22 protein-coding genes and 1 other RNA gene are annotated in these 22,810 nt (G+C 58.9%); 15 read left to right on the forward strand and 8 right to left on the reverse strand.

The window, feature by feature from the left end; translation table 11 throughout:
* Positions 1 to 145 precede the first annotated feature (145 nt).
* The 5 genes from ACA066_RS23570 (at position 146) to rlmF (ending at position 6,623) form a co-directional block, all read left to right on the forward strand.
* The gene (locus tag ACA066_RS23570; protein ID WP_497696848.1) at positions 146 to 574 is read left to right on the forward strand and encodes a DNA polymerase III subunit chi; all 429 of its coding nucleotides are present in this window, start codon (positions 146 to 148) and stop codon (positions 572 to 574) included.
* Between the two features lie 8 nt (positions 575 to 582).
* Positions 583 to 972 carry a DNA polymerase III subunit chi gene (locus tag ACA066_RS23575; protein WP_497696849.1) on the forward strand — a complete coding sequence of 130 codons (390 nt, stop codon included), beginning with the start codon at positions 583 to 585 and terminating at the stop codon, positions 970 to 972.
* 462 nt (positions 973 to 1,434) lie between these two features.
* Positions 1,435 to 1,840: a transfer-messenger RNA gene (gene ssrA, locus ACA066_RS23580) on the forward strand.
* Positions 1,841 to 2,338: 498 nt separating this feature from the next.
* Positions 2,339 to 5,185, forward strand: a complete 2,847-nt coding sequence (locus ACA066_RS23585; RefSeq protein ID WP_497696850.1) for a valine--tRNA ligase — start codon at positions 2,339 to 2,341, stop codon at positions 5,183 to 5,185.
* Positions 5,186 to 5,600: 415 nt separating this feature from the next.
* Complete coding sequence (gene rlmF / locus ACA066_RS23590) at positions 5,601 to 6,623, forward strand: 23S rRNA (adenine(1618)-N(6))-methyltransferase RlmF (protein WP_497696851.1); 1,023 nt, start codon at positions 5,601 to 5,603, stop codon at positions 6,621 to 6,623.
* A 213-nt stretch (positions 6,624 to 6,836) separates the two neighbouring features.
* Here the strand turns inward: rlmF and ACA066_RS23595 are convergent, their stop codons facing one another.
* The gene (locus ACA066_RS23595; RefSeq protein WP_007905514.1) at positions 6,837 to 7,118 is read right to left on the reverse strand and encodes an HU family DNA-binding protein; all 282 of its coding nucleotides are present in this window, start codon (positions 7,116 to 7,118) and stop codon (positions 6,837 to 6,839) included.
* A gap of 394 nt (positions 7,119 to 7,512) precedes the next feature.
* Here ACA066_RS23595 and yejK point away from each other — a divergent pair, with 394 nt between their 5' ends.
* Positions 7,513 to 8,517, forward strand: a complete 1,005-nt coding sequence (gene yejK, locus ACA066_RS23600; protein ID WP_497696852.1) for a nucleoid-associated protein YejK — start codon at positions 7,513 to 7,515, stop codon at positions 8,515 to 8,517.
* Entirely contained in the window at positions 8,517 to 8,867 is a 351-nt protein-coding gene (locus ACA066_RS23605) for a glutaredoxin family protein (RefSeq protein WP_497696853.1), read from the forward strand. The genes yejK and ACA066_RS23605 overlap by 1 nt, the downstream gene beginning before the upstream one ends.
* Before the next feature lie 152 nt (positions 8,868 to 9,019).
* On the opposite strand, the gene ACA066_RS23610 is transcribed toward ACA066_RS23605, so the two are convergent.
* The 4 genes from ACA066_RS23610 to ACA066_RS23625 form a co-directional block, all read right to left on the reverse strand.
* Positions 9,020 to 9,955, reverse strand: a complete 936-nt coding sequence (locus ACA066_RS23610; protein ID WP_497696854.1) for a glutathione S-transferase family protein — start codon at positions 9,953 to 9,955, stop codon at positions 9,020 to 9,022.
* Positions 9,956 to 10,043: 88 nt separating this feature from the next.
* Positions 10,044 to 10,364, reverse strand: coding sequence for a GIY-YIG nuclease family protein (locus ACA066_RS23615; protein ID WP_497696855.1), 321 nt, complete (start codon positions 10,362 to 10,364; stop codon positions 10,044 to 10,046).
* 39 nt (positions 10,365 to 10,403) lie between these two features.
* Positions 10,404 to 10,874, reverse strand: coding sequence for a nuclear transport factor 2 family protein (locus ACA066_RS23620; RefSeq protein ID WP_497696856.1), 471 nt, complete (start codon positions 10,872 to 10,874; stop codon positions 10,404 to 10,406).
* A gap of 119 nt (positions 10,875 to 10,993) precedes the next feature.
* The gene (locus ACA066_RS23625; protein ID WP_497696857.1) at positions 10,994 to 11,611 is read right to left on the reverse strand and encodes a response regulator; all 618 of its coding nucleotides are present in this window, start codon (positions 11,609 to 11,611) and stop codon (positions 10,994 to 10,996) included.
* A 352-nt stretch (positions 11,612 to 11,963) separates the two neighbouring features.
* On the opposite strand from ACA066_RS23625, the gene ACA066_RS23630 reads away from it, so the two are divergent.
* The 6 genes from ACA066_RS23630 (at position 11,964) to ACA066_RS23655 (ending at position 19,045) form a co-directional block, all read left to right on the forward strand.
* A complete protein-coding gene (locus ACA066_RS23630) occupies positions 11,964 to 12,593 on the forward strand; it encodes a DUF1120 domain-containing protein (protein WP_497696858.1) in 630 nt (209 codons plus the stop codon).
* Positions 12,594 to 12,807: 214 nt separating this feature from the next.
* Positions 12,808 to 13,521, forward strand: coding sequence for a fimbria/pilus chaperone family protein (locus tag ACA066_RS23635; protein ID WP_497696859.1), 714 nt, complete (start codon positions 12,808 to 12,810; stop codon positions 13,519 to 13,521).
* A gap of 136 nt (positions 13,522 to 13,657) precedes the next feature.
* Complete coding sequence (locus ACA066_RS23640; RefSeq protein WP_497696860.1) at positions 13,658 to 16,123, forward strand: fimbria/pilus outer membrane usher protein; 2,466 nt, start codon at positions 13,658 to 13,660, stop codon at positions 16,121 to 16,123.
* A gap of 10 nt (positions 16,124 to 16,133) precedes the next feature.
* On the forward strand, positions 16,134 to 17,270 hold the full coding sequence (locus ACA066_RS23645) for a DUF1120 domain-containing protein (RefSeq protein WP_497696861.1): 1,137 nt from the start codon (positions 16,134 to 16,136) through the stop codon (positions 17,268 to 17,270).
* Positions 17,271 to 17,355: 85 nt separating this feature from the next.
* On the forward strand, positions 17,356 to 17,976 hold the full coding sequence (locus tag ACA066_RS23650) for a DUF1120 domain-containing protein (RefSeq protein ID WP_497696862.1): 621 nt from the start codon (positions 17,356 to 17,358) through the stop codon (positions 17,974 to 17,976).
* A gap of 418 nt (positions 17,977 to 18,394) precedes the next feature.
* The gene (locus tag ACA066_RS23655) at positions 18,395 to 19,045 is read left to right on the forward strand and encodes a DUF1120 domain-containing protein (protein ID WP_497696863.1); all 651 of its coding nucleotides are present in this window, start codon (positions 18,395 to 18,397) and stop codon (positions 19,043 to 19,045) included.
* Positions 19,046 to 19,051: 6 nt separating this feature from the next.
* Here ACA066_RS23655 and ACA066_RS23660 read toward each other — a convergent pair whose 3' ends face one another.
* Together ACA066_RS23660 and ACA066_RS23665 are read right to left on the reverse strand one after the other, a co-directional pair.
* The gene (locus tag ACA066_RS23660; RefSeq protein WP_497696864.1) at positions 19,052 to 20,359 is read right to left on the reverse strand and encodes a CynX/NimT family MFS transporter; all 1,308 of its coding nucleotides are present in this window, start codon (positions 20,357 to 20,359) and stop codon (positions 19,052 to 19,054) included.
* Positions 20,349 to 21,008, reverse strand: a complete 660-nt coding sequence (locus ACA066_RS23665) for a FadR/GntR family transcriptional regulator (RefSeq protein WP_497696865.1) — start codon at positions 21,006 to 21,008, stop codon at positions 20,349 to 20,351. Before ACA066_RS23665 ends, ACA066_RS23660 begins: the two co-directional genes overlap by 11 nt.
* 167 nt (positions 21,009 to 21,175) lie before the next feature.
* Here ACA066_RS23665 and ACA066_RS23670 point away from each other — a divergent pair, with 167 nt between their 5' ends.
* Positions 21,176 to 21,487, forward strand: coding sequence for a type II toxin-antitoxin system MqsR family toxin (locus tag ACA066_RS23670; protein WP_497696866.1), 312 nt, complete (start codon positions 21,176 to 21,178; stop codon positions 21,485 to 21,487).
* Positions 21,484 to 21,972, forward strand: a complete 489-nt coding sequence (locus ACA066_RS23675) for a type II toxin-antitoxin system MqsA family antitoxin (protein WP_497696867.1) — start codon at positions 21,484 to 21,486, stop codon at positions 21,970 to 21,972. The genes ACA066_RS23670 and ACA066_RS23675 overlap by 4 nt, the downstream gene beginning before the upstream one ends.
* Positions 21,973 to 22,037: 65 nt before the next feature.
* Here ACA066_RS23675 and ACA066_RS23680 read toward each other — a convergent pair whose 3' ends face one another.
* Complete coding sequence (locus tag ACA066_RS23680; protein ID WP_008147575.1) at positions 22,038 to 22,802, reverse strand: amino acid ABC transporter ATP-binding protein; 765 nt, start codon at positions 22,800 to 22,802, stop codon at positions 22,038 to 22,040.
* Positions 22,803 to 22,810: the final 8 nt, after the last annotated feature.

The raw sequence follows: 22,810 nt of genomic DNA on the forward strand, positions 1-22,810 counted from the left end.
TGTAGGAGCGAGCTTGCTCGCGAAGGTGGTCAACGATGACGCGGGGAACCAGCATAAAACGCGGCGTCTTTGAGTTTCTCGCGAGCAAGCTCGCTCCTACAATTCCCAGGGTAGTTCTATAGCCGCCCCGGGCTCAGGAACCGCAATGACCAAAGTCGACTTCTATATCCTGCCCAGTGCCGATCCTTCGGCGCGACTGGATTTCGCCTGCAAGCTCACCGAAAAAGCCTGGCGCATGGGACACCGCATCTACCTGCATTGCAGCGATGCCGCCCAGCGCGACGATCTCGATGCGCGCCTGTGGGCCTTCAAGGGCGAAAGTTTCGTGCCCCACGGCCCCGCTGAAAGCGAGCCTGACGGTTTGATTGTGCTGGGGCTTGGCGATGACTGCGGTCAGCATCAGGACCTGCTGGTCAACCTTGACCTGAAAGTCCCGGCCTTCGCCAAACAGTTCGCCCGCGTGGCGGAAGTGGTGGTAGAAGATCCGACGATTCGTGCGGCGGCGCGGGAGAGTTTCCGTTTCTACCGCGAACAGGGCTATCCTCTGCAAGATCACCGTTTACAGCGACTCTGAGCATTCCGATGGACACTCCAAAACCGCTGCAAAAGTCCGCGCACCTGCTGGACGACCTCGAGTCGATCCGCCAACTGCTCGGCGATGACAACCTGCAACCGCCCCTGCTGACCGACACGGTCGAAGACGGAGACCAGGAACAGATTCCGATGTTGTTCGACACGGTCAGCGCTTCCCAGCCAACCGTCGAACCGACTCCTCCCGCCGCTGCTACCCCGCCGGCAGCCCCCCCCGGCAAGAATCCCGACGAACTGCTGCACCTGGACAGCGAACTGCGCGCCGCCGCGCAATTGATCATGCAAGACGTGATCGACGACTTCGCCCCGCACATCGAAACCGAAATCAAACGCCGCCTCAGTGCGCGTCTGGAACGGTTGCTCAGCCAGTACAACGACTGAACTACTTGCGGCAGATTCTATATTTGCCCCCCCAAATATAGAATCTGGTTACAGGTATTGGCATTCCTGATCGCGCACGATTGGGGGGATCTGCAAAATTCCTCTCGCCAATCCGCCTTTTTCCAATAGGCGACAGGAGTTGAGTATCGCCACCTCATCGAAAATCCCGATCCAGATGCCCCTAAAAAACCAGTGCAGAATCGTGGTCTCGTTAAGTGCATCTTCCACCACCGGATCGCTGCAGCCCGTATTGAGGCAGGCACTTCACCAAATCTGAAAGTTTCTTTCAGAGCCCCCTTGGAAAATACCCCCATACACAACAATTCGAATTAATAGTTTATTTCTCCAACCAATTACCGCACTCACCAACTAAATACTTTCAAAAAACGCTCAACAACGAATAAATAAATCTGTTGATTATTTAACTAAGCCTTCTTATATTTGCCCTGCCTTAGCGCACTTGGGGCCGATCAGGATTCGACGCCGGTAACAAAACTCTAGGGGCATGCCGAGTGGGTAACAGCACTCGTAAATCCACTGTTGCATACTTAATAGTTGCCAAATTTGCCAACTACGGTGCTCCTGCAATGAACGCTTCCTCCTTCGAGGAAAAGATCTACGCTTAAGCACTTCTGGCTGCCTCGGCGCCAGCAATCACCAGGGGATTTCTGTAAACCCGACCTGATTGTCATACAGAACAGAATCGCCGCGTAGTGTGTTGTGGACGTAACGGCTAAATATTACACAGCTCGCCCTTAGCACCCTGCCCCTCGGGTGGCGACGGGTTAACTTAATTGAACGGGCTAAGCATGTAGAACCGACAGCGGAGTACTGGCGGACGGGGGTTCAAATCCCCCCGGCTCCACCAAATGAAGTAAGTACTTCACCAGTTTGCTGACAAAACGTCATTGGCAGCAAAACAGGTCACCTGGAGAGGTGACCGCCAGGTCATCAGAAGTGATGACCGATTTAAAGCCATCCCCAGGGATGGCTTTTTTTTTGGTTTTTTACCGCACTCAAGAGACAACAGAAACACGTAAACCTATTTGATTGATGTCTGTGCACGAGAGAACACATTAATCAACAGACATACTTACGCCCGATACAACTAACTATTTTTTGGGGAGGGTTGGTCTACCGTCTCGATCAAGCCTGATGGCGAACTCTATAATCCCATCTGACGCCCGAAGCAATCTGCCTCCTTTCCAGTTGTTGACGTCAAAAGGACGGTCCGACAAATCCCCTCGCCCCAAAAGCTGGTTCGCACATTCGCTCTGCGCCTGTCCGCCCCCGCTCGCCCTGTGCCCCATGCCCCGCTATACTCGTCGGCTTTTCCTGAATTAATGCCAATAGGGTCCCGCCGCGCATGGATAAGACCTACCAGCCGCACGCCATTGAAACTTCCTGGTACAACACCTGGGAGTCAGAGAATTACTTCGCCCCGCAAGGCGCGGGCGAGTCCTACACCATCATGATCCCGCCGCCGAACGTCACCGGCAGCCTGCACATGGGTCACGGCTTCAACAACGCGATCATGGACGCCCTGATCCGTTTCCGCCGCATGCAGGGTCGCAACACCCTGTGGCAGCCGGGCACCGACCACGCCGGTATCGCCACGCAAATGCTGGTGGAACGCCAACTCGAAGCCCAAGGCCAGAATCGTCACGACCTGGGCCGTGAGAAGTTCCTCGAGAAAGTCTGGGAATGGAAGGATCAGTCCGGCGGCAACATCAGCCGTCAGATCCGCCGTCTCGGCTCGTCCGTGGACTGGGGCCGTGAGCGTTTCACCATGGACGACGGCCTCTCCGAAGCCGTTAAAGAAGCCTTCGTACGTCTGCACGAAGACGGTCTGATCTATCGCGGCAAGCGCCTGGTCAACTGGGACACCAAGTTGCACACGGCGATTTCCGACCTCGAAGTGGAAAACCACGACGAGAAAGGTTTCCTGTGGAACCTGAAGTACCCGCTGGCCGACGGCGCCAGGACCGCTGAAGGCAATGATTACCTGATCGTCGCGACCACTCGCCCGGAAACCATGCTCGGCGACGCCGCCGTAGCCGTTAACCCGAACGATGAACGCTACCAGGCCCTGATCGGCAAATTTGTCGAGCTGCCGCTGGTCGGCCGCCGCATTCCGATCATCGCCGACGACTACTGCGACCCTGAATTCGGCACCGGCTGCGTGAAAATCACCCCGGCCCACGATTTCAACGACTACGAAGTCGGCAAGCGCCACAACCTGCCGCTGCTGAACATCTTCGACAAGAACGCTGCCGTACTGCCGGCCTGTCAGGTGTTCAACCTAGACGGCACACTGAACGAAAGCATCGACGGCAAGATCCCGGCCGAATACGTCGGCCTCGACCGCTTCGAAGCGCGCAAGCAAATCGTGGCTGCGTTCGATGCTGCCGGCCTCTTGGTCAGCGTCAACGATCACGCGCTGAAAGTGCCGAAAGGCGACCGTTCCGGCACCATCATCGAGCCTTGGCTGACCGACCAGTGGTACGTGTCCACCAAGCCGTTGGCCGAGCCTGCGATTGCCGCCGTTGAAGACGGCCGCATCCAGTTCGTGCCCAAGCAATACGAAAACATGTACTTCTCGTGGATGCGCGACATCCAGGACTGGTGCATCAGCCGTCAGCTGTGGTGGGGCCACCGAATTCCGGCCTGGTACGACGAGTCGGGCAAAGTCTACGTCGGTCGCGACGAAGCCGAAGTGCGTGCCAAGCACAACCTCGGCCCGGACGTTGCGCTGCAACAGGACAACGACGTTCTCGACACCTGGTTTAGTTCGGGCTTGTGGACATTCTCGACGCTCGGCTGGCCTGAGCAGACCGAGTTCCTGAAGAAATTCCACTCCACCGACGTGCTGGTGACTGGCTTCGACATCATTTTCTTCTGGGTTGCCCGGATGATCATGCTCACCATGCACCTGGTGAAAAACGAAGACGGCACGCCGCAGGTTCCGTTCAAGACCGTTTACGTGCACGGTCTGGTGCGAGATGGCCAGGGCCAGAAGATGTCCAAGTCCAAGGGCAACGTCCTTGACCCGCTGGACATCATCGACGGTATCGAGCTGGAAGATCTGGTGCAGAAGCGCACCTCCGGCATGATGCAGCCGAAACTGGCGAAGAAGATCGAGAAGCAGACCCGCGACGAGTTCGCCGACGGCATCGCCAGCTACGGCACCGACGCCCTGCGCTTCACCTTCTGCTCGCTGGCGTCCACCGGTCGCGACATCAAGTTCGACATGGGCCGCGTCGAAGGCTATCGCAACTTCTGCAACAAGATCTGGAACGCCGCGCGTTATGTGCTGGACAAGGGCGAAGACTGCGGTCAGAACGGCGAAGCCTACGAGCTGTCCCTGGCGGATCGCTGGATCATCTCGCAGCTGCAACGCACCGAAGCCGAAGTGACCCGTCAACTCGACCAGTTCCGCTTCGACCTGGCGGCACAAGCCTTGTACGAGTTCATCTGGAACCAGTATTGCGATTGGTACCTGGAACTGTCCAAGCCTGTGCTGTGGGACGAAAACGCGCCGGTTGAACGTCAGCGCGGTACACGTCGCACGCTGGTTCGGGTACTGGAAGTCGCGCTGCGTCTGGCGCACCCGTTCATGCCGTTCATCACCGAAGAAATCTGGCAGCGCATCGCGCCGCTGGCCGGTATCGAAGGCAAGACGATCATGCTGCAGCCTTGGCCAGTGGCCAATGAAGAGCGCATCGATCCGGCGGCCGAGAACGATATCGAGTGGCTCAAGGAACTGATGCTCGGCACGCGCAATATCCGTGGCGAAATGAACATCGGTCCGGGCAAGCCGCTGAACCTGTTCCTGAAAAACGTCAGCGCCGAAGATCAGCGTCGCCTCACCGAGAACGAAGCCCTGTTGAAGAAACTGGCTCGCCTCGAATCCATCACCGTTCTGGCTGCTGGCGAAGAAGCACCGCTGTCCGCCACCGCGCTGGTGGGTGAGATGGAAGTGCTGGTGCCGATGGCCGGTCTGATCGACAAGGACGCCGAACTGGCGCGCCTGGACAAGGAAATCCTGCGTCTGCAGGGCGAAGTCCAGCGCGTGGGCGGCAAGCTGTCCAACGCCGGTTTCGTTGACAAGGCCCCGGCCGAAGTCATCGAGAAAGAACGCGCCAAACTGGCTGAAGCTGAACAGGCTTTGGGCAAGCTGGCCGAGCAGCATGCGCGGATTGCCAGTTTGTAACGGCAGATCGCAATGAAAGAGGGAGGCCCGAGTGGCTAATGCCGGTCAGTTAAGCAGATTTGTAGGAGCGAGCTTGCTCGCGATGGACTTCAAGGCGACGCGTTTATCCAGAAAATACGCGTTATCGTTAACGTCCATCGCGAGCAAGCTCGCTCCTACAGGGGGCAGCTTTCGCCTAACTGATCGGCATTAGGCCCGAGTGGCCTCCCTTTTTTGTGCCCACCACAATCGCCCAAACACCGAAATCCGCTTTTTGTAGGAGCAAGGCTTGCCCGCGAAGAACGATAACGCGGTGTAACTGGTTGACCGTGTCATTGTTCTTCGCGGGCAAGCCATGCTCCTACAGGTCCCCGCCTGGCCGTCGTCTGTGGGACAATACCCGCCACTTTTAGCCATACCCGAATCGACAACGCCCATGACCGCCCCCCGCACCCCCAAACCTGCGCGCAAGAAGCCCGACTCCGCCACCCCGGCCAAAGCCGTGGAATCGCGTGAAAAGGCCAGCCTGCACCCGCGCAATCGCCATCAGGGTCGTTACGACTTCCCGGCGCTGATCAAAACCACGCCGGAACTGGCGAAGTTCGTGATCATCAATCCGTACGGCAAGGAAAGCATCGACTTCGCCAGCCCGGACGCGGTGCGAGTGTTCAACCGGGCGCTGCTCAAGTCGTTCTATGGCATTGCTCACTGGGACATTCCGGCGGATTACCTCTGCCCGCCGGTGCCGGGCCGTGCCGATTACGTGCACTTCCTGGCCGACCTGCTGGCCAGCGTCAACGACGGCGAAATCCCGCGCGGTGCGCCGGTCAAGGTGCTCGATATCGGCATGGGCGCCAACTGCGTCTATCCGTTGATCGGTTACAGCGACTACCGCTGGCACTTCCTCGGCTCGGAAATCGACCCGACGGCGGTGGCGGCAGCCAAAGCCATCGTTCAGTCCAACGGTCTGAACAAAGCCATTCAGTTGCGCCAGCAGACTAATCCCAAGCACATTCTGCTGGGCCTGCTCGAACCGGGCGAACGCTTTGACCTGACCATGTGCAACCCGCCATTCCACGCCTCGATGGACGAAGCGACCAAGGGCAGCGAGCGCAAATGGCGTGCACTGGGCCGCGCCGACCCGAAACGCAAACTGCCGGTGCTGAACTTCGGCGGGCAGTCGGCTGAACTGTGGTGTGAAGGTGGCGAAGCGCGTTTTGTGACGCAACTGATCGCCGAGAGCGCGCATTTTCAACATAAAGTGCTGTGGTTCAGCACCCTGGTCTCGAAAGCCTCGAACCTGCCAGCGATCCAGACCGCGCTGAAAAAGGCCGGCGTGCTGGAAAGCCAGGTCGTGGAAATGTCTCAGGGCCAGAAGCAAAGCCGCTTCGTCGCCTGGACCTTCCAGACCAAATCCGAACAGCAGGTGTGGCGTGAGCGTTGGGCGCGTAAAAGCTGAGTAAAGCTATCTCTGAGCTGTGAAAATCAAATGTGCGAGCGAGCCTGCTCGCGATAGCGGTATGTCAGTCGACTTCAACGGTGACTGACATACCGCTATCGTGAGCAGGCTCGCTCCCACATGGGTTTAGGTGTTTGCAGGTCAATCGCCAAATCGCAGGCACAAAAAAGCCGTGTCCGGATCACTCCGGAGCACGGCTTTTTTTACTGCGTCTTACTTGTTAACAGCGTCGGTCAGGCCTTTGGCCACAACCAGCTTGATAACTTTCTTGGCAGCGATTTCGATGGCAGCGCCAGTCGAAGGGTTACGGCCGGTACGGGCAGGACGCTCAGTCACTTTCAGTTTGCCGATACCTGGCAGAGTGATTTCGCCGCCGTTTTCCAGCTGATCGGCAACGATTTGGCCCAGTTGGTCCAGAGCGTTACGCGCGGTGGTTTTTGGCGCGTCGATAGCTTCAGCGATGTCGGCGATCAGTTGGTCTTTAGTAAGAGCCATGTAGTGTTCCTTCCCTATCAAATTCATATGGATTGCAGAGTGCAGTGTCAGCCATCGAGCCCGATCTTCTGGATCTGGCACCCTCGGCCAATAACCACGGGATCGGGGTTATAGATACCGAAATCAGGGTTTGGTTCGACCTGACAAATGCTGAATGCACGCTTAACGCAGTGACTTCGCGTAAGACCGGGCAAAACTAGCACAGAGGCGGGGAAATATCCGCCTCTAGCTACCCATTTGGTCAGCTTTATTGCTCTAAAACAGGAAAAAACTGCATAAGCGCTGCCGCACGCCTGCGAATTGCCCTTCGCACCGCGCCAAAACCAGTGGTTGCGGTACACTTGGCACTTTTTGGGGGAGCACGCCCTCCTCTCTTCAATCAGCCGAGAAGCCCATGCCGATCCGTCATTGCATCGTCCACCTGATCGACAAAAAACCCGACGGCACGCCCGCAGTTCTCCACGCTCGTGACTCGGAACTGGCCGAGTCCAGCGCCATCGAGAACATGCTTGCCGACCTCAACGAGAGCTACAACGCCAAACAAGGCAAGGCGTGGGGTTTCTTCCATGCCGAGTCCGGCGCGCATCCGTTCAGCGGCTGGCTGAAGGAATACCTCGACGGCGGCAAGGATTTCACCGCGTTCAGCCGCGTGGCGGTGGAACACCTGCAAAAACTGATGGAAGAGTCGAACCTCTCTGTGGGCGGCCACGTGCTGTTTGCCCATTATCAGCAGGGTATGACCGATTACCTGGCCATCGCGCTGCTGCACCACAGTGAAGGCGTTGCAGTGACCGATCAGCTGGACGTGACACCGTCCCGCCACCTCGACTTGGGTCAATTGCACCTGGCGGCGCGAATCAACGTCTCTGAGTGGCAGAACAACAAACAGTCCAGGCAGTACATTTCGTTCATCAAAGGCAAGAACGGGAAAAAGGTTTCGGAGTATTTCCGCGACTTCATCGGCTGCCAGGAAGGGGTCGACGGCCCCGGCGAAACCCGCACCCTGCTCAAGGCTTTCAGTGACTTCGTCGAAAGCGAAGACCTGCCGGAAGAGTCCGCCCGCGAGAAAACCAAAACCCTGGTGGATTACGCCAGCAGTCAGGCAAAGATGGGCGAGCCCATGGGCCTGGAAGAGCTGTCGGAGCTGATCGACGAAGAACGCCCGAAGGCTTTCTACGATCACATTCGCAACAAGGATTACGGCCTGTCGCCCGAAATCCCGGCGGACAAACGTACCCTGAACCAGTTCCGCCGCTTCACTGGCCGCGCTGAAGGCTTGTCGATCAGCTTCGAAGCGCACCTGCTGGGCTCGAAGATCGAATACGACGAAGAAGCCGGCACGCTGATCATCAAAGGCCTGCCCACTCAGCTGACTGACCAGCTCAAGCGACGCAACTGATGCTCGGCAGCGTACTGAAGAAATTCCTGCTGATCCTGCTGGTGGTCGTGGTCTATCAGAACTGGGGCAAGATCGAGCGGGTGTTCAACCCTTCGCAAGTGGTGTCGGAGCAGACTCAGGCCAAGGCCAGCGTCGTGCTTTACGCCACCGAGTGGTGTGGCTACTGCAAACTGACTCGGCGCTTTCTTGATCAGAAAGGCATTCCGTACAAGGAGTTTGATATCGAGAAGGACGTCGAAGCGCGCAAGGCCTATGAGGCGTTGGGTGGCGGCGGGATTCCGATCATCGATGTGAACGGCACGTTGATTCGCGGGTATGACCCCGACAGCATTCTCGCCGCACTGAAATAACCGATTAGCCTCACTCAATCCCTGTGGCGAGGGGGCTTGCCCCCGTTCGGCTGCGCAGCAGTCGTAAACCCTGTGGATGCGGTGCACCGTCGAAATGCCGGGGTCGCTTCGCGACCCAACGGGGGCAAGCCCCCTCGCCACAGGAGTGAGTGTCAGCATTTTTCGATGCGAAACCCAAACCGCGGAAAGTGCACATGCACCACGCCGCCACGTTCGTCTTCACGACGCAGAATCAATTCTTCCCTGCCCGCAAACAACAACTCCCCGGCCACCGGATCAACCCCGTAATCGGTCGCGGCGATGACCACCTGCTGACCCGCCTCAAAACCATTCGGTTCATCAAACTGCTCATCCGGCAACGCGGCCGGTGTCGCATTGCGCGCCACTTCCAGCGCTTCTTCGGACGTCATCTCGCTGGACGCGCCATGACCGAAGCCCATCACCCGCCCTAACCACGCAGAAACCGCCGGATAAGCATCGACCAACGGTGCAGTCACCGGCGTAGCCTTGAGGAACCACAGACAATGAGCCAGGGCAAAGTCGGCAATCGACGGTTCGCCGAACAGGAAATCACCCTGCTCGCGCTGAAGCTGCTGCTCCAGGCGCCCCATGATCGTCGGCCATTGATGCCGGGCTTGCTCAGCGGACAACCTGGTAGCGCTGCCACCACTAAATAGTCCGGCGCGATCGGCGATGAACGCCTTGATCGCTTCCGGCGGCATATTGCCGAAACGCACGGCGATGGATTCCGGCTGAAACACCAGGCTGACCGCATGCTGGAACACCACCGAATCCGCCCAGGCGGCGAAGGTCGCCGCGATCATTTCCTGACCTTCCGGAAAAAACGCCGGCAAGGCCTTTTCCTGCTCCAGACGACGGGCGATCAGCGCGGTGTCGCAATAAATATCGGCACCGATTTGCAACACCGGCGTCTTGCGATAGCCACCAGTCAGAGCCGTCAGATCAGGCTTTGGCATCACCGGCGAAATTTTCACCGAGCGCCAGGACAGCCCCTTGAAGCCCAGCAACAGGCGGGCCTTTTCGGCGAAAAGGGACGTCGGGTAATGATGAAGAATCAACTCTGACATGCTCGGCTCCGCCGCACGGATAATGAATCCGCAGCTTAGCGCGCATTCCGCGAGCATCCCACCCATCCGCCTGATGGGAACTTATCAGTCAGATTGATAAGCCCGCTGCAAAGGTTGCTACCAGACATTCCTTGGCGCTTTTCTTGAGTTTTTTGATCAGTCGCTCCTGACGCAGCGCTTCGCCTTTGTCGCGGCAGACTTCGGTGTAGACCAGTGCCACAGCAGGGCTGGAGAGGAAGAAGCGCGCGCCTTTGCCGCTCTGGTGAGTGGCGAAGCGGCGGACGGGATCGTTGCTGATCCCGCAGTAGAGCGAACCATTGGCCGCACGAACGAGGTACACGAACCACGGTTTGCTGACGGGCAGCGTCGGTTCGGCGGCAATGACGGAAGATTCGCTCGGCGTGTTCACGTGACGATCAAGGCTTGTAGGAAACAAGCCGCGATCTTATCAGCGACCGGCCTGAAATGCCTTTAGCCCCTTCAAGGCTTGTGCGCGGACGGCGTTACTCACCAGCGGCGTCCAGCCCAACAACAAGCCCTTGAAACCCAGCGCCTGTCGCGACCAGGTCCACAGATCAAAGCTGTCGTGATGTTCGCAGATCTTGCCGTCGCGAAACACGAACCGGGCCTGAATGTCGTTGACCACGGTGTTACCGGTCTGGCTGAACAGGTACGTCGCCACCCAATGCGCGCCGCCGCTGCGCTCATCGCTGCGCACGTTATCGAACGTCAGGGAAAAATCCTTGGCGCGGGTGGTGAGCATGCGCCACATGTCGCCGGCATCCCGGCCGCGCAACTCGCCGAACGCCGGATCACTGAACACCACGTCGTCGGTGTAGCAGGCGCTCATGGCCTCGGCATCCAGCCGCTGGAAGGCTTGGTAGAACTGGGTGATCAATGCGTTGTGGGCATCACTCATGGACAGGCTCCCCGGGTTTACAAAATGGTTTCGCAAGATTGCCTGCACGATAGTCCGCAAATGCGCTGAAGACTATCGGCATCAATACCGAGAATACCGGCACTGCTCGGATTGACGGCCTAGAGCGACATGCCGCTGTCACGGGCGTAGGAGAAGAGGTCCACATCCGTGGAGATGCCCAGCCTGAGCATGGCCATGTTTTTTTGTTTACTGATGGTCGATACGCTTCGCTTGAAGTGGGTCGCGATTTCGCTGACGGTCATGCCACTGGCGAGCATTCTGACGACTTCATGCTCTTTGGCTGAGAGCTGTTCACTTGTGGCGACCTGAGTCATCGCTGCACGCAAGGACTCGGTGATGAAGCGCCGTCCTTCTGCCACAGTCTTGATTGCAACGGGCAACTCTGTCGCCGATGCGCCTTTGGCAACGACCGCCATCACCCCTTGAGCGAACGCCGCTCTGAGGGTGGCGACATTGGCAAACATCGTGACCAGGATGACGGGCATGCCCGGGTAGTGGCGTCGCAGGGTGCTCAACATTTTCAGGCCATCGGCCTGCTCGTTGCCGGGCATGGAAAAGTCCGTGATCAACAGATCACAGGGTGTGTTTGAAAGTAGCTTCAACAGGCTGTCCGGACCGTCGACTTCACCCACGACTCTGTCCGTTTTGCTGGAGTCGACGAGCATCCGCAAGCCGATGCGTACGACAGGATGGTCGTCAGCAATAATTACGCGCATTGTCGGATTAATCCTGTTTGGGGTTGGAATGGGCGAAAAATAGCGCCGTCCCGTGCTCACCACAACGGCCCCATCAAGACCGTCCCACAGCCTCGTCCAACACACACGGGACTTCGACCTTTCTCTTACAAAACAAATAGAACAACCCTACGTTACTTGGCTATTCAGCCCACACCGAAAGACTACAGACAGTGCTCCAAAGCGCCGATGTGTACCCCGCAGCACCCTTTCATACACCAGCCAGTCCGCTTTCGTATTAGTTGCATTCCACCTGACGACTCCGGCCGCTAGATTGCGCCTCCCTGCATAGGGGATTGGCAATAACCATTTTTCATCAAGGACGAATCAAAACATGAACAAGAATTTTTCTATCCTGACCGCTGCATTGTTGCTCGGTGGAGCATCGTCAGCGTTCGCGGCATCCAGCACCGATCTGACGGTAAAGGGTCTGATCACGCCGAGGGCATGCACGCCTAGTCTGTCCAGTGACGGCACCGCCGACCACGGGAAGATTTCCGTGCAAGATCTTTTACCCGACAGACACACCCAGTTGCCCCCAATCACCCTGCAAATGGCAGTGAGCTGCGATGCGGCGACTGCCTTTGCGCTCTCTCCGACCGATCACCAGGCGGGTAGCGCAACGCATGCAACCTACTTCGGTCTGGGGCTGATCAATGGCAGTGAGAAACTGGGGCACTTCCGTGTTACTCCGCGCAATGTGCAGGCCGATAACGTCGCCGCACAAACCATTCTGTCTTATGACAATGGCCTGACTTGGCTCGCTGCAGGCTCAAGGGATTTCTGGGGGGTGAATAACATCTGGGGGTTTGCGGCCGTTGGCAATTCCAGCATTCCCATTGCGATAAAGGATTTGACTCTGGATCTTCAGGTGCGCACTGCCATCGCTGCTACCGACGGCCTGACCCTGACCGACGACGTATCAATCAACGGTTCCGCAACCCTGCAGATCAAGTACCTGTAACTCGGCATCAGTGGCCGGGCAACGCCCGATTGAGAGCGTTGCCCGGTCACCGTCACAACCGGATGTTCCCTCGTCGTCGTGGCATTGCCCCGGTCAGCACCGGTCCATCAACCTTCACGCGCGGACCGAAGACTGACTCCCCGCCGGACCTTATCAACCTGTAAATCCATACCACCGCCAACCTTTTTTACTCGAAACCTTCAACGAGACATCCATGACGATGCTTTCTTCTTTCGCACGCCCGCTCCTCCACACCGGCATCGGTGCGCTTGCCCTGTTACTGGCCTCACACGCCCAGGCCGACGGCATGATCCCGGACACTTCGGTAGTGATCGTCAACGAAGCCGATGGCGAGGCGTCCGTTTCCGTGACCAACTCCGATGCCAGCCTGGCGTTGCTGCATGTGACCCTCGAAGACATCCCCGAAGACAGCGAATCGCTGGTGTTCGTGACGCCACCGCTGGCGCGCGTCGAAGCCTCCAAAACCCAACTGGTGCGCTTCATTCTTCAGACGGAGAAACCCTTGCTCACTCAGCGTTTGAAGCGAGTGATCTTCGAAGGCATTCCCCAGGGGAAACCGGCCGCGGAAGCCGGGCATGCCCGAGTGGGCGTGACGGTACGGCAGAATCTGCCACTGATCATTCACCCCAAGGGCCTCGCGCCCAACCGCACCCCATGGACCGACCTGAAATGGACGCTGAAGGACGATCAACTGACCGTGCGCAACGACACACCTTACGTCGTCCGTCTGGCGCAAGAGGTGCAACTGATTCCGTCGGGCCGAGCGATGCTGCCGAAAACCTACGTGCTGCCCGGTGAGCACATCAGCGTGGCGGCAACGCCTGGAGCCGCCACCCATGTGCGCTTTCAACCGGCCACCGTTTATGGCTTTGCGGTGCCGCACTACGACGCGTCGATCACCCCCTAGAGAACAACCTCCACCGACGTCGCTCCAAGGAACAGTGAGCGCCGAAGTTTCAAGGTGACGGTCGTTTAACCGTCGCCACACGTGTGCCTGAAGCCACAGCGAAATCGGTCAGCACACAGATAACCAAGTGAACCCCATGAACACAGTATCGATTTACCGTGACGGCGAAGCCATGCCTGCGATTCGGGCAGCCGCTCGTACACGCGGGCCACGGCCCGGGACCAAAACGGCGTTTTTGCTGAGCAATTTGCTGATATTGCTCGACGCCCACGCTGATGTTTCGTTGCCAACGTCGTTCGATAGAGACATGTTGCAACAACGCGGCATCGATCCGGACCTGGCCACGTTGCTGCTCGCCGCACCGAGCTTTACGGCCGGAAGGCATCCCGTCACGCTGATCGTCAACGGTCAGCGTCGGGGCCGGGCGGATGTCACGTTCAAGCCTCAGGGCGAACTGTGTTTTGACTCGGCGCTGCTCGACGCGGCCAACCTGATCATTCCCCCCCGAACGCTCGAAGATGCGCGCTGCCACGATGTGCTCGGCACCTGGCCGCAAACCCTGATCGAGCCGGACCCGGCAAACCTGAGCCTCGCATTGGTGGTACCCACCGATGCGATAAGACCGACGGCCCGGGATTTCTCGGGCTATCAAACCGGCGGCATCGCCGGTCTGCTCAATTACGACGTCACCGGCCTGCAAAGCCGTTATGGCGACCAGTCCAGCCGCTACGCTTCGGCCAACACCGAACTCGGTTTCAACGCCGGCGACTGGATCGTGCGCAGTCGTCAGGTGCAGACCTGGCAGGACGACGTTTCCCGCACCACCCATCTGGCGGCATACGCCCAGCGTACGTTTGCCAGTCAACAAGCGGTTGTGCAGGCGGGCCAGATCAATCTCTACAACCCGGTGCTTGCCGGTGCGCAGATCACCGGCGTGCAAATCCTCACGGAGCAAGCGCTGCAGGTCGAGGGACAAAGCGCACTGATCGAAGGCATCGCCCACAGCCAGGCGCAAGTCGAGGTTCGGCAGAACGGTTCACTGATTCACTCCACGGTGGTGCCCGCCGGCCCGTTCGCCCTGAACAACGTGCGACGGCTCAACAGTCGCTCCGACGTTGAGGTCACGATCAAGGAGGCGGATGGCAGCGAGCGCGGTTTTACCGTTCCGGCCGCCCTGCTGGGCATCGGTTTGCCGGCGCCCGGCTATTCATTGGCGGCGGGCCAGGTGCGCAATATCGGTGATGCCGCGGGTGGCGACCCCTGGGTAATCAGCGGCGGCTGGAGCGGTGCGCTCAAGCCGCAGGTCTTGCTCAGCGCCGGCCTGACCGGCGCCGCCGACTATCGCGCGGCGGGCGCAAGCCTGGGCCTGTTGCCATTCCCCGCGACACAAATCCAAGCCAGCCTTCAGAGTTCTGACGCCAGCCGCGAATCCACCCGAGGATTTCAGGCCGACCTGAACTTCTCGCAACGCTTGGGTGAACAGTGGGCGATCAATGCGGGAAGCGCCTACCGGACGTTCGGTTATCGCGAGCTGGAAGAGTCCGTGTTCGACACCCCGTCGGACAGCAACAAGTCCCGTTACCGCGACCAACAAAGCGCAGCGCTGTCGTGGTCGCACCCATGGTTGGGCGCGTACAGCAGCGGGCTCTCCCGCTCGACCTCATTTGACGGGCAAAGCAGCAGCCGCGCGCTCGCTTCCTGGGGCACCAGTATCGGCAGCGTGTCCGTCTCGGCCACCGCCGAATGGCAAGTCAGCGGCACGCAACGCAGCGACGACAGCCTGTACTTGAACGTCAGCATTCCATTGGGCGAGAACCGCCGAGCCCGCACCTGGGTGCGTAATGCCGGTGGCGAATATCGCAGCGGTGTGGGCCTGAGTGAAAACATCAACGATCAACTGGGCTACCGGATCGGCGTTGAACACGACACGCGTGACAAGCAGGTGCAATCGTCTGTCGGCGTTTCACTCCTGCCGCGCTACAGCCAGTTGAACCTCAACTACACCCGCGCTGATGCCGAACGCTCCAGCTATCAAGCCGGCGCCCGCGGTGGCGCGGTGCTGCACGGCGGTGGCCTGACGCTGTCGCCTTACCCGGTCAGCGACACCTTTGCGCTGCTCTCGGTGGGCGACATGGGCGCCATCAAGGTCAGCACGCCAAGCGGTCCGGTCTGGACCGACTGGCAAGGTCAGGCCGTGGTCTCCCAGGTCAGCGCTTATGGCCGCAGCCCGGTGGAAGTCGACACCCGCTCGCTGCCGCGCAATGCCGATATCAACAACGGCTTGGCGGTGATTTCTGCCGGTCGTGGTGCCGTCGACAAGGTCGAGTTCGGGATCACGATGACCCGCCGCGCCTTGCTCAGGGTCACCACCGTCAACGGCGCGCCAATACCCCGCGGCGCGACCGTGAATACCGAGGATGGCGAGTTCGTCACCCTGGTGCAGGACGGCGGCCAGCTATTTCTGCCCAACGTGCTCGACCCGCGTGCCCTGTGGATAACCGCGCCAGGGCTGGACCGCTGCGAACTGCGTTTCGAACTGCCGGCCAACGCCGACTCCGAGGCGTACTACGAGACCGCCCCCGCCCTGTGCCGAGCCCTTTGAGGATGACTTCATGAACCTGTCCCGCTATTCCCTGTTGCTCCTTGCTCCGCTGGCGCTGAGTGGTTTCACACCACTCGCCTGGGCAGACGACTGTCAGTTCAACCTGAGCCAGCCCTTACTCGATTACGGCCTGATGAACCGGGCGATACGCCCCGATGCGGCGCCAGAGCGCAACCTGGGCGAACGTCGCCTGAGTTTGAACCTGAGTTGTTCACAGGCCATCGACCTGTCCCTGTTTTATCGGGCCATGGCGGCGACTGCCGAGCGCTTTTACTTCGCCGAGCGCGGCAGCTATCAAATGCGCATTCGCGATGCCGTGGTGGACGGTCAATCGGTAGATCTGGGGTTGATTGCGGCCATGGGTCAGGCGCCGGTAGAAACGGCGTCCAGCCTGATTTGGCGACCGGAACACGGGGTTGTTCCGGTGCAGGCGGGCGTCCCCGTGAAAGGGCACAGTTTTTCCGCACAACTTGAACTGACGGCCTGGGTTCAGGAGCAGGGAATGCACGTGCGCGACTCGGTGACGTGGGAGAGCACCGGGTTATTCGACGCTGTCGCGGCAGGGCGTACTCGCGAAACCACACTGCGGGCCAGTTTCGCGCCGGGGGCCTGCGAACCGACACTGTCCAATCTTGGCCTGGTCCATTTCGGCACGCTGTCCAGTAGCGACTTGAACGCCGACAAGAGCACCCGCCTGCCGCCCAAGACGCTGACGCTGCGCGTGAGCTGCGACGCGCCAACGGTATTTTCGCTGAGCATGAAAGACAACCGCGAAGGCTCGGCGACGGTCAACAGCGAAATTTACTACGGGCTGAATGTCGATCAGCGCAACAACAAGATCGGCTTGTACTCGCTGAACTTCGACCCGGCCGACGCCATGGCCGACAGCTTCGCTCGCCTCTATCGAACCGACTCCACCACCAACGGCGCGGCCTGGAGCACGTCCAGCTCAAACCCGATCCCGATCGGCAGCAGGAGCTACCTGGGTTTCACCGACAGCGCCGGCAGTACCGCAGGCCCGGTCGCGATCCAGAACCTTACAACACTGGTGACCGTCGACGCCGTCATCGCCCCCACCTCAAGCCTGGACCTGAGCACGGCCATCGACCTCGATGGTTCGGGGACGATCGAAATTAATTACCCGTAACAACCAACCCATCCTGTCGAACCCGCGGCGCACTCAAGCGCCTCGGACTGGCCAGGACATCAACCATGAAAGTGAGTAAACAACGATGAAAAAGTACTTCGCAGCACTCTCGACCACTGCGCTGATTTGCGTCGCGCCTTATGCCCTTGCGGCGTCGAGCACTGACCTGACGGTCAAAGGCACCATCACCCCGGCGGCGTGTATGCCGACGCTGTCGGACGGCGGCGACATCGACCACGGCAAAATCTCGGCAAGCGATCTCAACCGGGATCGATTCACTGTAATAGGCGTCCATCAACTGCAATTGACCGTCGCCTGTGATGCAGCGAACAAGTTCGCGCTGAACGCTATCGATAGAAAGCCGGGGACATCTGACAGACCTGACCAGTTCGGCTTGGGGCTGACTAACGCGGGCGAAAAGCTTGGCCGCGTCGAGATCGAAATCAAAGGCGCCGTGGCAGACGGAAAGCGGGGATACGCGATCTACTCCGACAACGATGGTGCAACCTGGAGACAGGCGCAGCACATCGATCCCGGAAACCTGGTATCGGTCAGTGATGCCCTTTACGGGTTCATCCCATCTGCGGTGAAGGACGTGACGATGGACCTGCAAATCAAATCCATAATCACCCGCGCTGACCGTCTGACCTTGACCGACGAAGTCAAAATCGACGGCCTCGCAACCTTTGAAATGAAGTACTTCTAAGTCGTGATGCTGAACCGTTTGCACATCGATATGAGCAGGCGGTTCAGCCCGACAAGGGCGAAAAAATCGGCGCCTTCCGACCGTTGATTCACAGTGCTCAGGCAGACGGAAAGGATGTAAACACAATCTGCCCGGTTGATGGCGGAGCCAATGGGAGGCGCACCAGCGTTATCAATGAAGGTGTACTGCTCTCGGTGGGCGGTATCACTCCACTTGCCGCCAAGGATGTCATGGACTTGACTATCGGTACCTGCATTGCCCTACTGACAGCCTGACCCTGACCGACAACGTCATTCTGGATGGCTTCGCCACCTTTGAAATGAAGTACTTCCAAGGTCATGGCGCTGAACCATGGGCAGCGTTAACAACCGCGAAGGGTTTAGCGCCGACCGCCTCCACCCAAAAAAGGAATTTATAGGTGAAACATACGCTTACAGCCCTTGTGGCTGCATTGTTGATCGGCCCGACAGCTTGCACGTTTGCCGCGTCAAGTATTGGCCTGTCCGTCTCAGGCACCATCACCCCGGTGGCTTGCACCCCGAGCCTGTCCAACAACGGTCAGGTCGATTTTGGCAAAATCTCCCGACAGGATTTGAACATCGATAAACGAACGCGTCTTCGCGACGAAACCTTCGAACTCACTATCCGCTGCAATGTGCCTGCGCGTTTCGCTTTGCGCATGCAGGACCATCGCGACGGCTCGGCGATCGTCAACAGCGAGATCTATTACGGCCTGAACGTCGATCGCAGCAGCAACAAAATCGGCCTGTATTCGCTGCACTTCGAGCCGGCCAGCACCGTGGTGGACGCGTTGCCGCAGGTTTATCGAACCGATTCCACCACCGATGGCCGGGCCTGGAGCACATCGAGCACCAGCACCATACCGATTGCCGCCAAAAGTTATCTGGGGTTCACCGACATTGCCGGCAGCACCGCAGGCCCCATTGCGATTCAGAGCCTGAGCAGTCGCGTCACCCTGCAAACCGTCATCGCGCCCACCTCTGAACTGGACTTGAGCGGCGATATCGTCCTTGACGGTACAGCGACGCTGGAGGTGTTTTACCTGTAGCGCCGCCTAGACCTTTTCGCTGGTGACCTGAACGTATAACGAACGCCCGGCCCCGAGGCCGGCGAGGATTGCACCGAGGCCGATCACGCCGAAAATCCAGCCCACGGCGTTCCAGCCGCCGGTCCAGTCATGCACGATGCCGACCGCGAACGGCCCCATGGACGCCAGGGTATAACCGAAACCCTGGGCCATGCTCGACAGATTCGCCGCCACATGGGAGTCCCGCGAGCGCAGCACGATCAGGGTCAACGCCAGGCTGAACGTACCGCCCTGTCCCAGGCCGAGCAGAATCGCCCAGCCCCACAGGCCTTCGATCGGTGCATACAGGCAACCGAACAAACCACCGAGGGTCAGCGCCATGACGATCACAATCGCCAGGCGCTGATCCTTGCCGCGCGTGGCCAGCCACGGGGCGGCCAGTGAGCTGGCCAACTGAACGATCACCGAACCCGACAGCACCAGCCCGGCCTGAGTCGGAGTCAGGCCGCGGCCGATCAGGATAGACGGCAGCCAGCCGAACACGATGTACGCCAGCGATGATTGCAGACCCATGTACAAGGTCACTTGCCAGGCCAGCGGGTCACTCAACAAACCGCGAACCCGGTAGGCAACGTTGTGCGCGCCGTGTTTCTGACCGACTTGCGGCAACCAGAAAATCGCTGCCACCAAGGCTGGAATCACCCAGAAACCGAGACCCAACGCCCAGCTCTTGTCGAAATGTTCGCTCAACGGCACGGTCGCGCCCGCCGCCATCGCCGCGCCCAGACACAGCGCCATGGTGTAGACGCCGGTCATGGTGCCGGCGTGTTTGGCGAAGTCGCGCTTGACGATGCCCGGCAACAACACACCGATGACACCAATGCTCGCGCCGGCCAGTACGCTGCCGGCAAACAGGCCGATTTCGCCGAACGAGCTGCGCAGAATGATCCCGCCGGCCAGCGTCAGCAGAATGCCCAGCACCACCCGTTCAGCACCGAAACGTCGGGCCAGGATCGGCGCCAGCGGTGCGAACAAACCGAGGCACAGCACTGGCAGCGTCGTCAGCAAACCGGCCTGCGCTGCCGACAAGCCGAGGGTTTTCGAGACCTCGCTGAGCATCGGCGCCATGCTCGACAGTGCCGGGCGCAGGTTCAGTGCGACCAGAATCAAACCCAGCAATAACAACCATGGCCGCCGCAGGATCGGGTGACTTTGCTGGACCGCTTCGTCGTCGGCCTCGGCGTCGATCAGCAGTTCTTCGAGCTCCGCCTTGCGTTTGGCTTCGTTGATGTGGCTGTTGCGGCTGGACATGGCGTTCTCGGTTTCAAGGTTCATTGATCAACTGCCTCGACAGGGCTTTGGCCCGTTCCGGGTCGCGTTGCTCGACGGCGTCGAGCAGGTCGACATGCAGGTCGAACACTTCCTGGCGGCGAGGCGTGATGCTCAGGGTCTGGCGCAGTTGTGCGCCGACGACGCTGGAGAAGTAGCGATACAACTCGCTGAGGGTCGGGTTGTGCGCGGCGTCCACCAGACGGCGATGGAACACCAGATCGCAGGCGATGTAGCTGTCGAGATCGCCGTGATAGTGATCGCCGCTGACATTGAGCGCTTTGCGTAATTCGATGAGGTCTTCGTCGGTCCTGCGGATGGCGGCAAGGCCGATGGCCTCGACTTCAAGGATGTGCCGTGTTTCCCGCGCCTGTTCGAGGGAGCAGCGCGACAACGCTTTCAGGGTGTCCAGCGGATCGATCACCGCCCGCAGATAACTGCCGTCGCCCTGGCGGATTTCAATCAACCCGGAAAACGCCAACACGCGCATGGCTTCGCGCACGGTGTTGCGGCTGATGCCCAGTTCTGCCGACAGCTCAGGCTCGGTGGGCAAGCGTTGGCCGACAGTCCAGACGCCTTCGGTGATGCGCAGGCGCAACTGGTCCAGGGCCTGATCGACCAGGGATCGCTTAATTAATGGAGACATTTCTGACATTGGATTCGCCCTTTCATCCAATCATAGGATGAATTTTCTGACATGTTAGTCAGCTTCATGTAGGACGGCAACCGCCTAAGGTCAATGAGAGAGAAAAGGAGCGGGATTTTCGATTAGTCAAAATTACCCTCTCAGGGTAATTTCAGGGACAGGGTATACGGTTTCTTATGGACAAGAACACACCCCACTACGCCTTGTCGGTCATCAAGGATGAGGTCAGGAGGCAAGGAGCCAAAGCGTTTACTCATGTCGCATTGAGTTCCGGCAAGCGAATGGGATTGGCCCTGCGAGATATGGAGTCAGTCATTTGTTCGCTGGAACGCCGGATGCTCTACAAGTCAATGACGTGTTACTCCGATCACCGAAACTGGCAGGACGTTTACCACACTACATTTCATGACATAGAGCTCTACATCAAAGTGACCTACTGCTCCAACGGTGGGCCCCTGGTGATCTCTTTCAAGGAGAAGAACGTATGAATACGCGGCAATGCATGAGTTGTGGCGCTCACGACGCAATGCAACATTTCGAAGGTCGCAGTCTCAGTGTTGACTACAAGAACGTTTCACGATGGGTGCACGATATTGCCGGCTGGGAGTGCAAGGACTGCGGTGAAATCATTTTTGATAATGATACCGACAGCGCCGTGCGCTACTCCGACGCTGGCGACAAATTGCTCGAGGATTGCTTTCAGATCATGGGCACCGAGATGAAACGCATCCGCCGCAAACTGCACCTCACGCAAAAGGAAGCGGTGAAACTGCTTTCCGGCGCCGGCCACAACGCGTTTTCACGATACGAGCGCGGCGAACTGCAACCGCCGCAAGCGTTATTCACACTGATGCGCCTGCTGGATCGTCATCCTCACTTACTGGCTGAAATACAAGCGATGAACGAAGGCACTGACTTGAAACGGCTACTGGCTGCACGCTTTCCGGAACAGGAAACGGTGCTGGCGTCCTGATCCCGAACATCAGACAAAAATAAACCCGGAACTCAGTCCGGGTTTATTTCACAGCCTGGCTTCGATCAATGCAGGATCTGGCTCAAGAACAACTTGGTCCGCTCATTCTGCGGATTATCAAAGAAGTCGTTCGGCGCAGCCTGTTCAACGATTTCACCCTTGTCCATGAAGATCACGCGGTTGGCCACGGTGCGGGCGAAGCCCATTTCGTGGGTCACGCAGAGCATGGTCATGCCGTCTTCGGCCAGGCCGATCATGGTGTCCAGAACCTCTTTCACCATCTCCGGGTCGAGTGCTGAAGTCGGTTCGTCGAACAGCATGATTTTCGGTTTCATGCACAGGGCACGGGCAATCGCCACACGCTGCTGCTGACCGCCGGACAGTTGCCCCGGGAATTTATGCGCCTGCTCCGGAATGCGTACGCGCTCCAGGTAATGCATGGCGATTTCTTCGGCCTTGCGCTTGGGCATCTTGCGCACCCACATCGGCGCCAGGGTGCAGTTCTGCAGGATGGTCAGGTGCGGGAACAGGTTGAAGTGCTGGAACACCATGCCGACTTCACGGCGGACCGATTCGATCTGCTTGAGGTCGTTGGTCAGTTCCACGCCATCGACCACGATGCGGCCCTGCTGGTGTTCTTCCAGACGGTTAAGGCAACGAATGGTGGTGGATTTGCCGGAACCCGACGGGCCGCACAGGACGATACGCTCGCCCTGCTTGACGTTCAGGTTGATGTCTTTCAACACGTGGAACTGGCCGTACCACTTGTTCACGCCCTGCATCTGAATAATGCCTTCAGGGCTCACAGGCTTTTTGATCGCTTCGCTCATCAGAGAAC

It is taken from the genome of Pseudomonas sp. LBUM1651, from assembly GCF_059716135.1.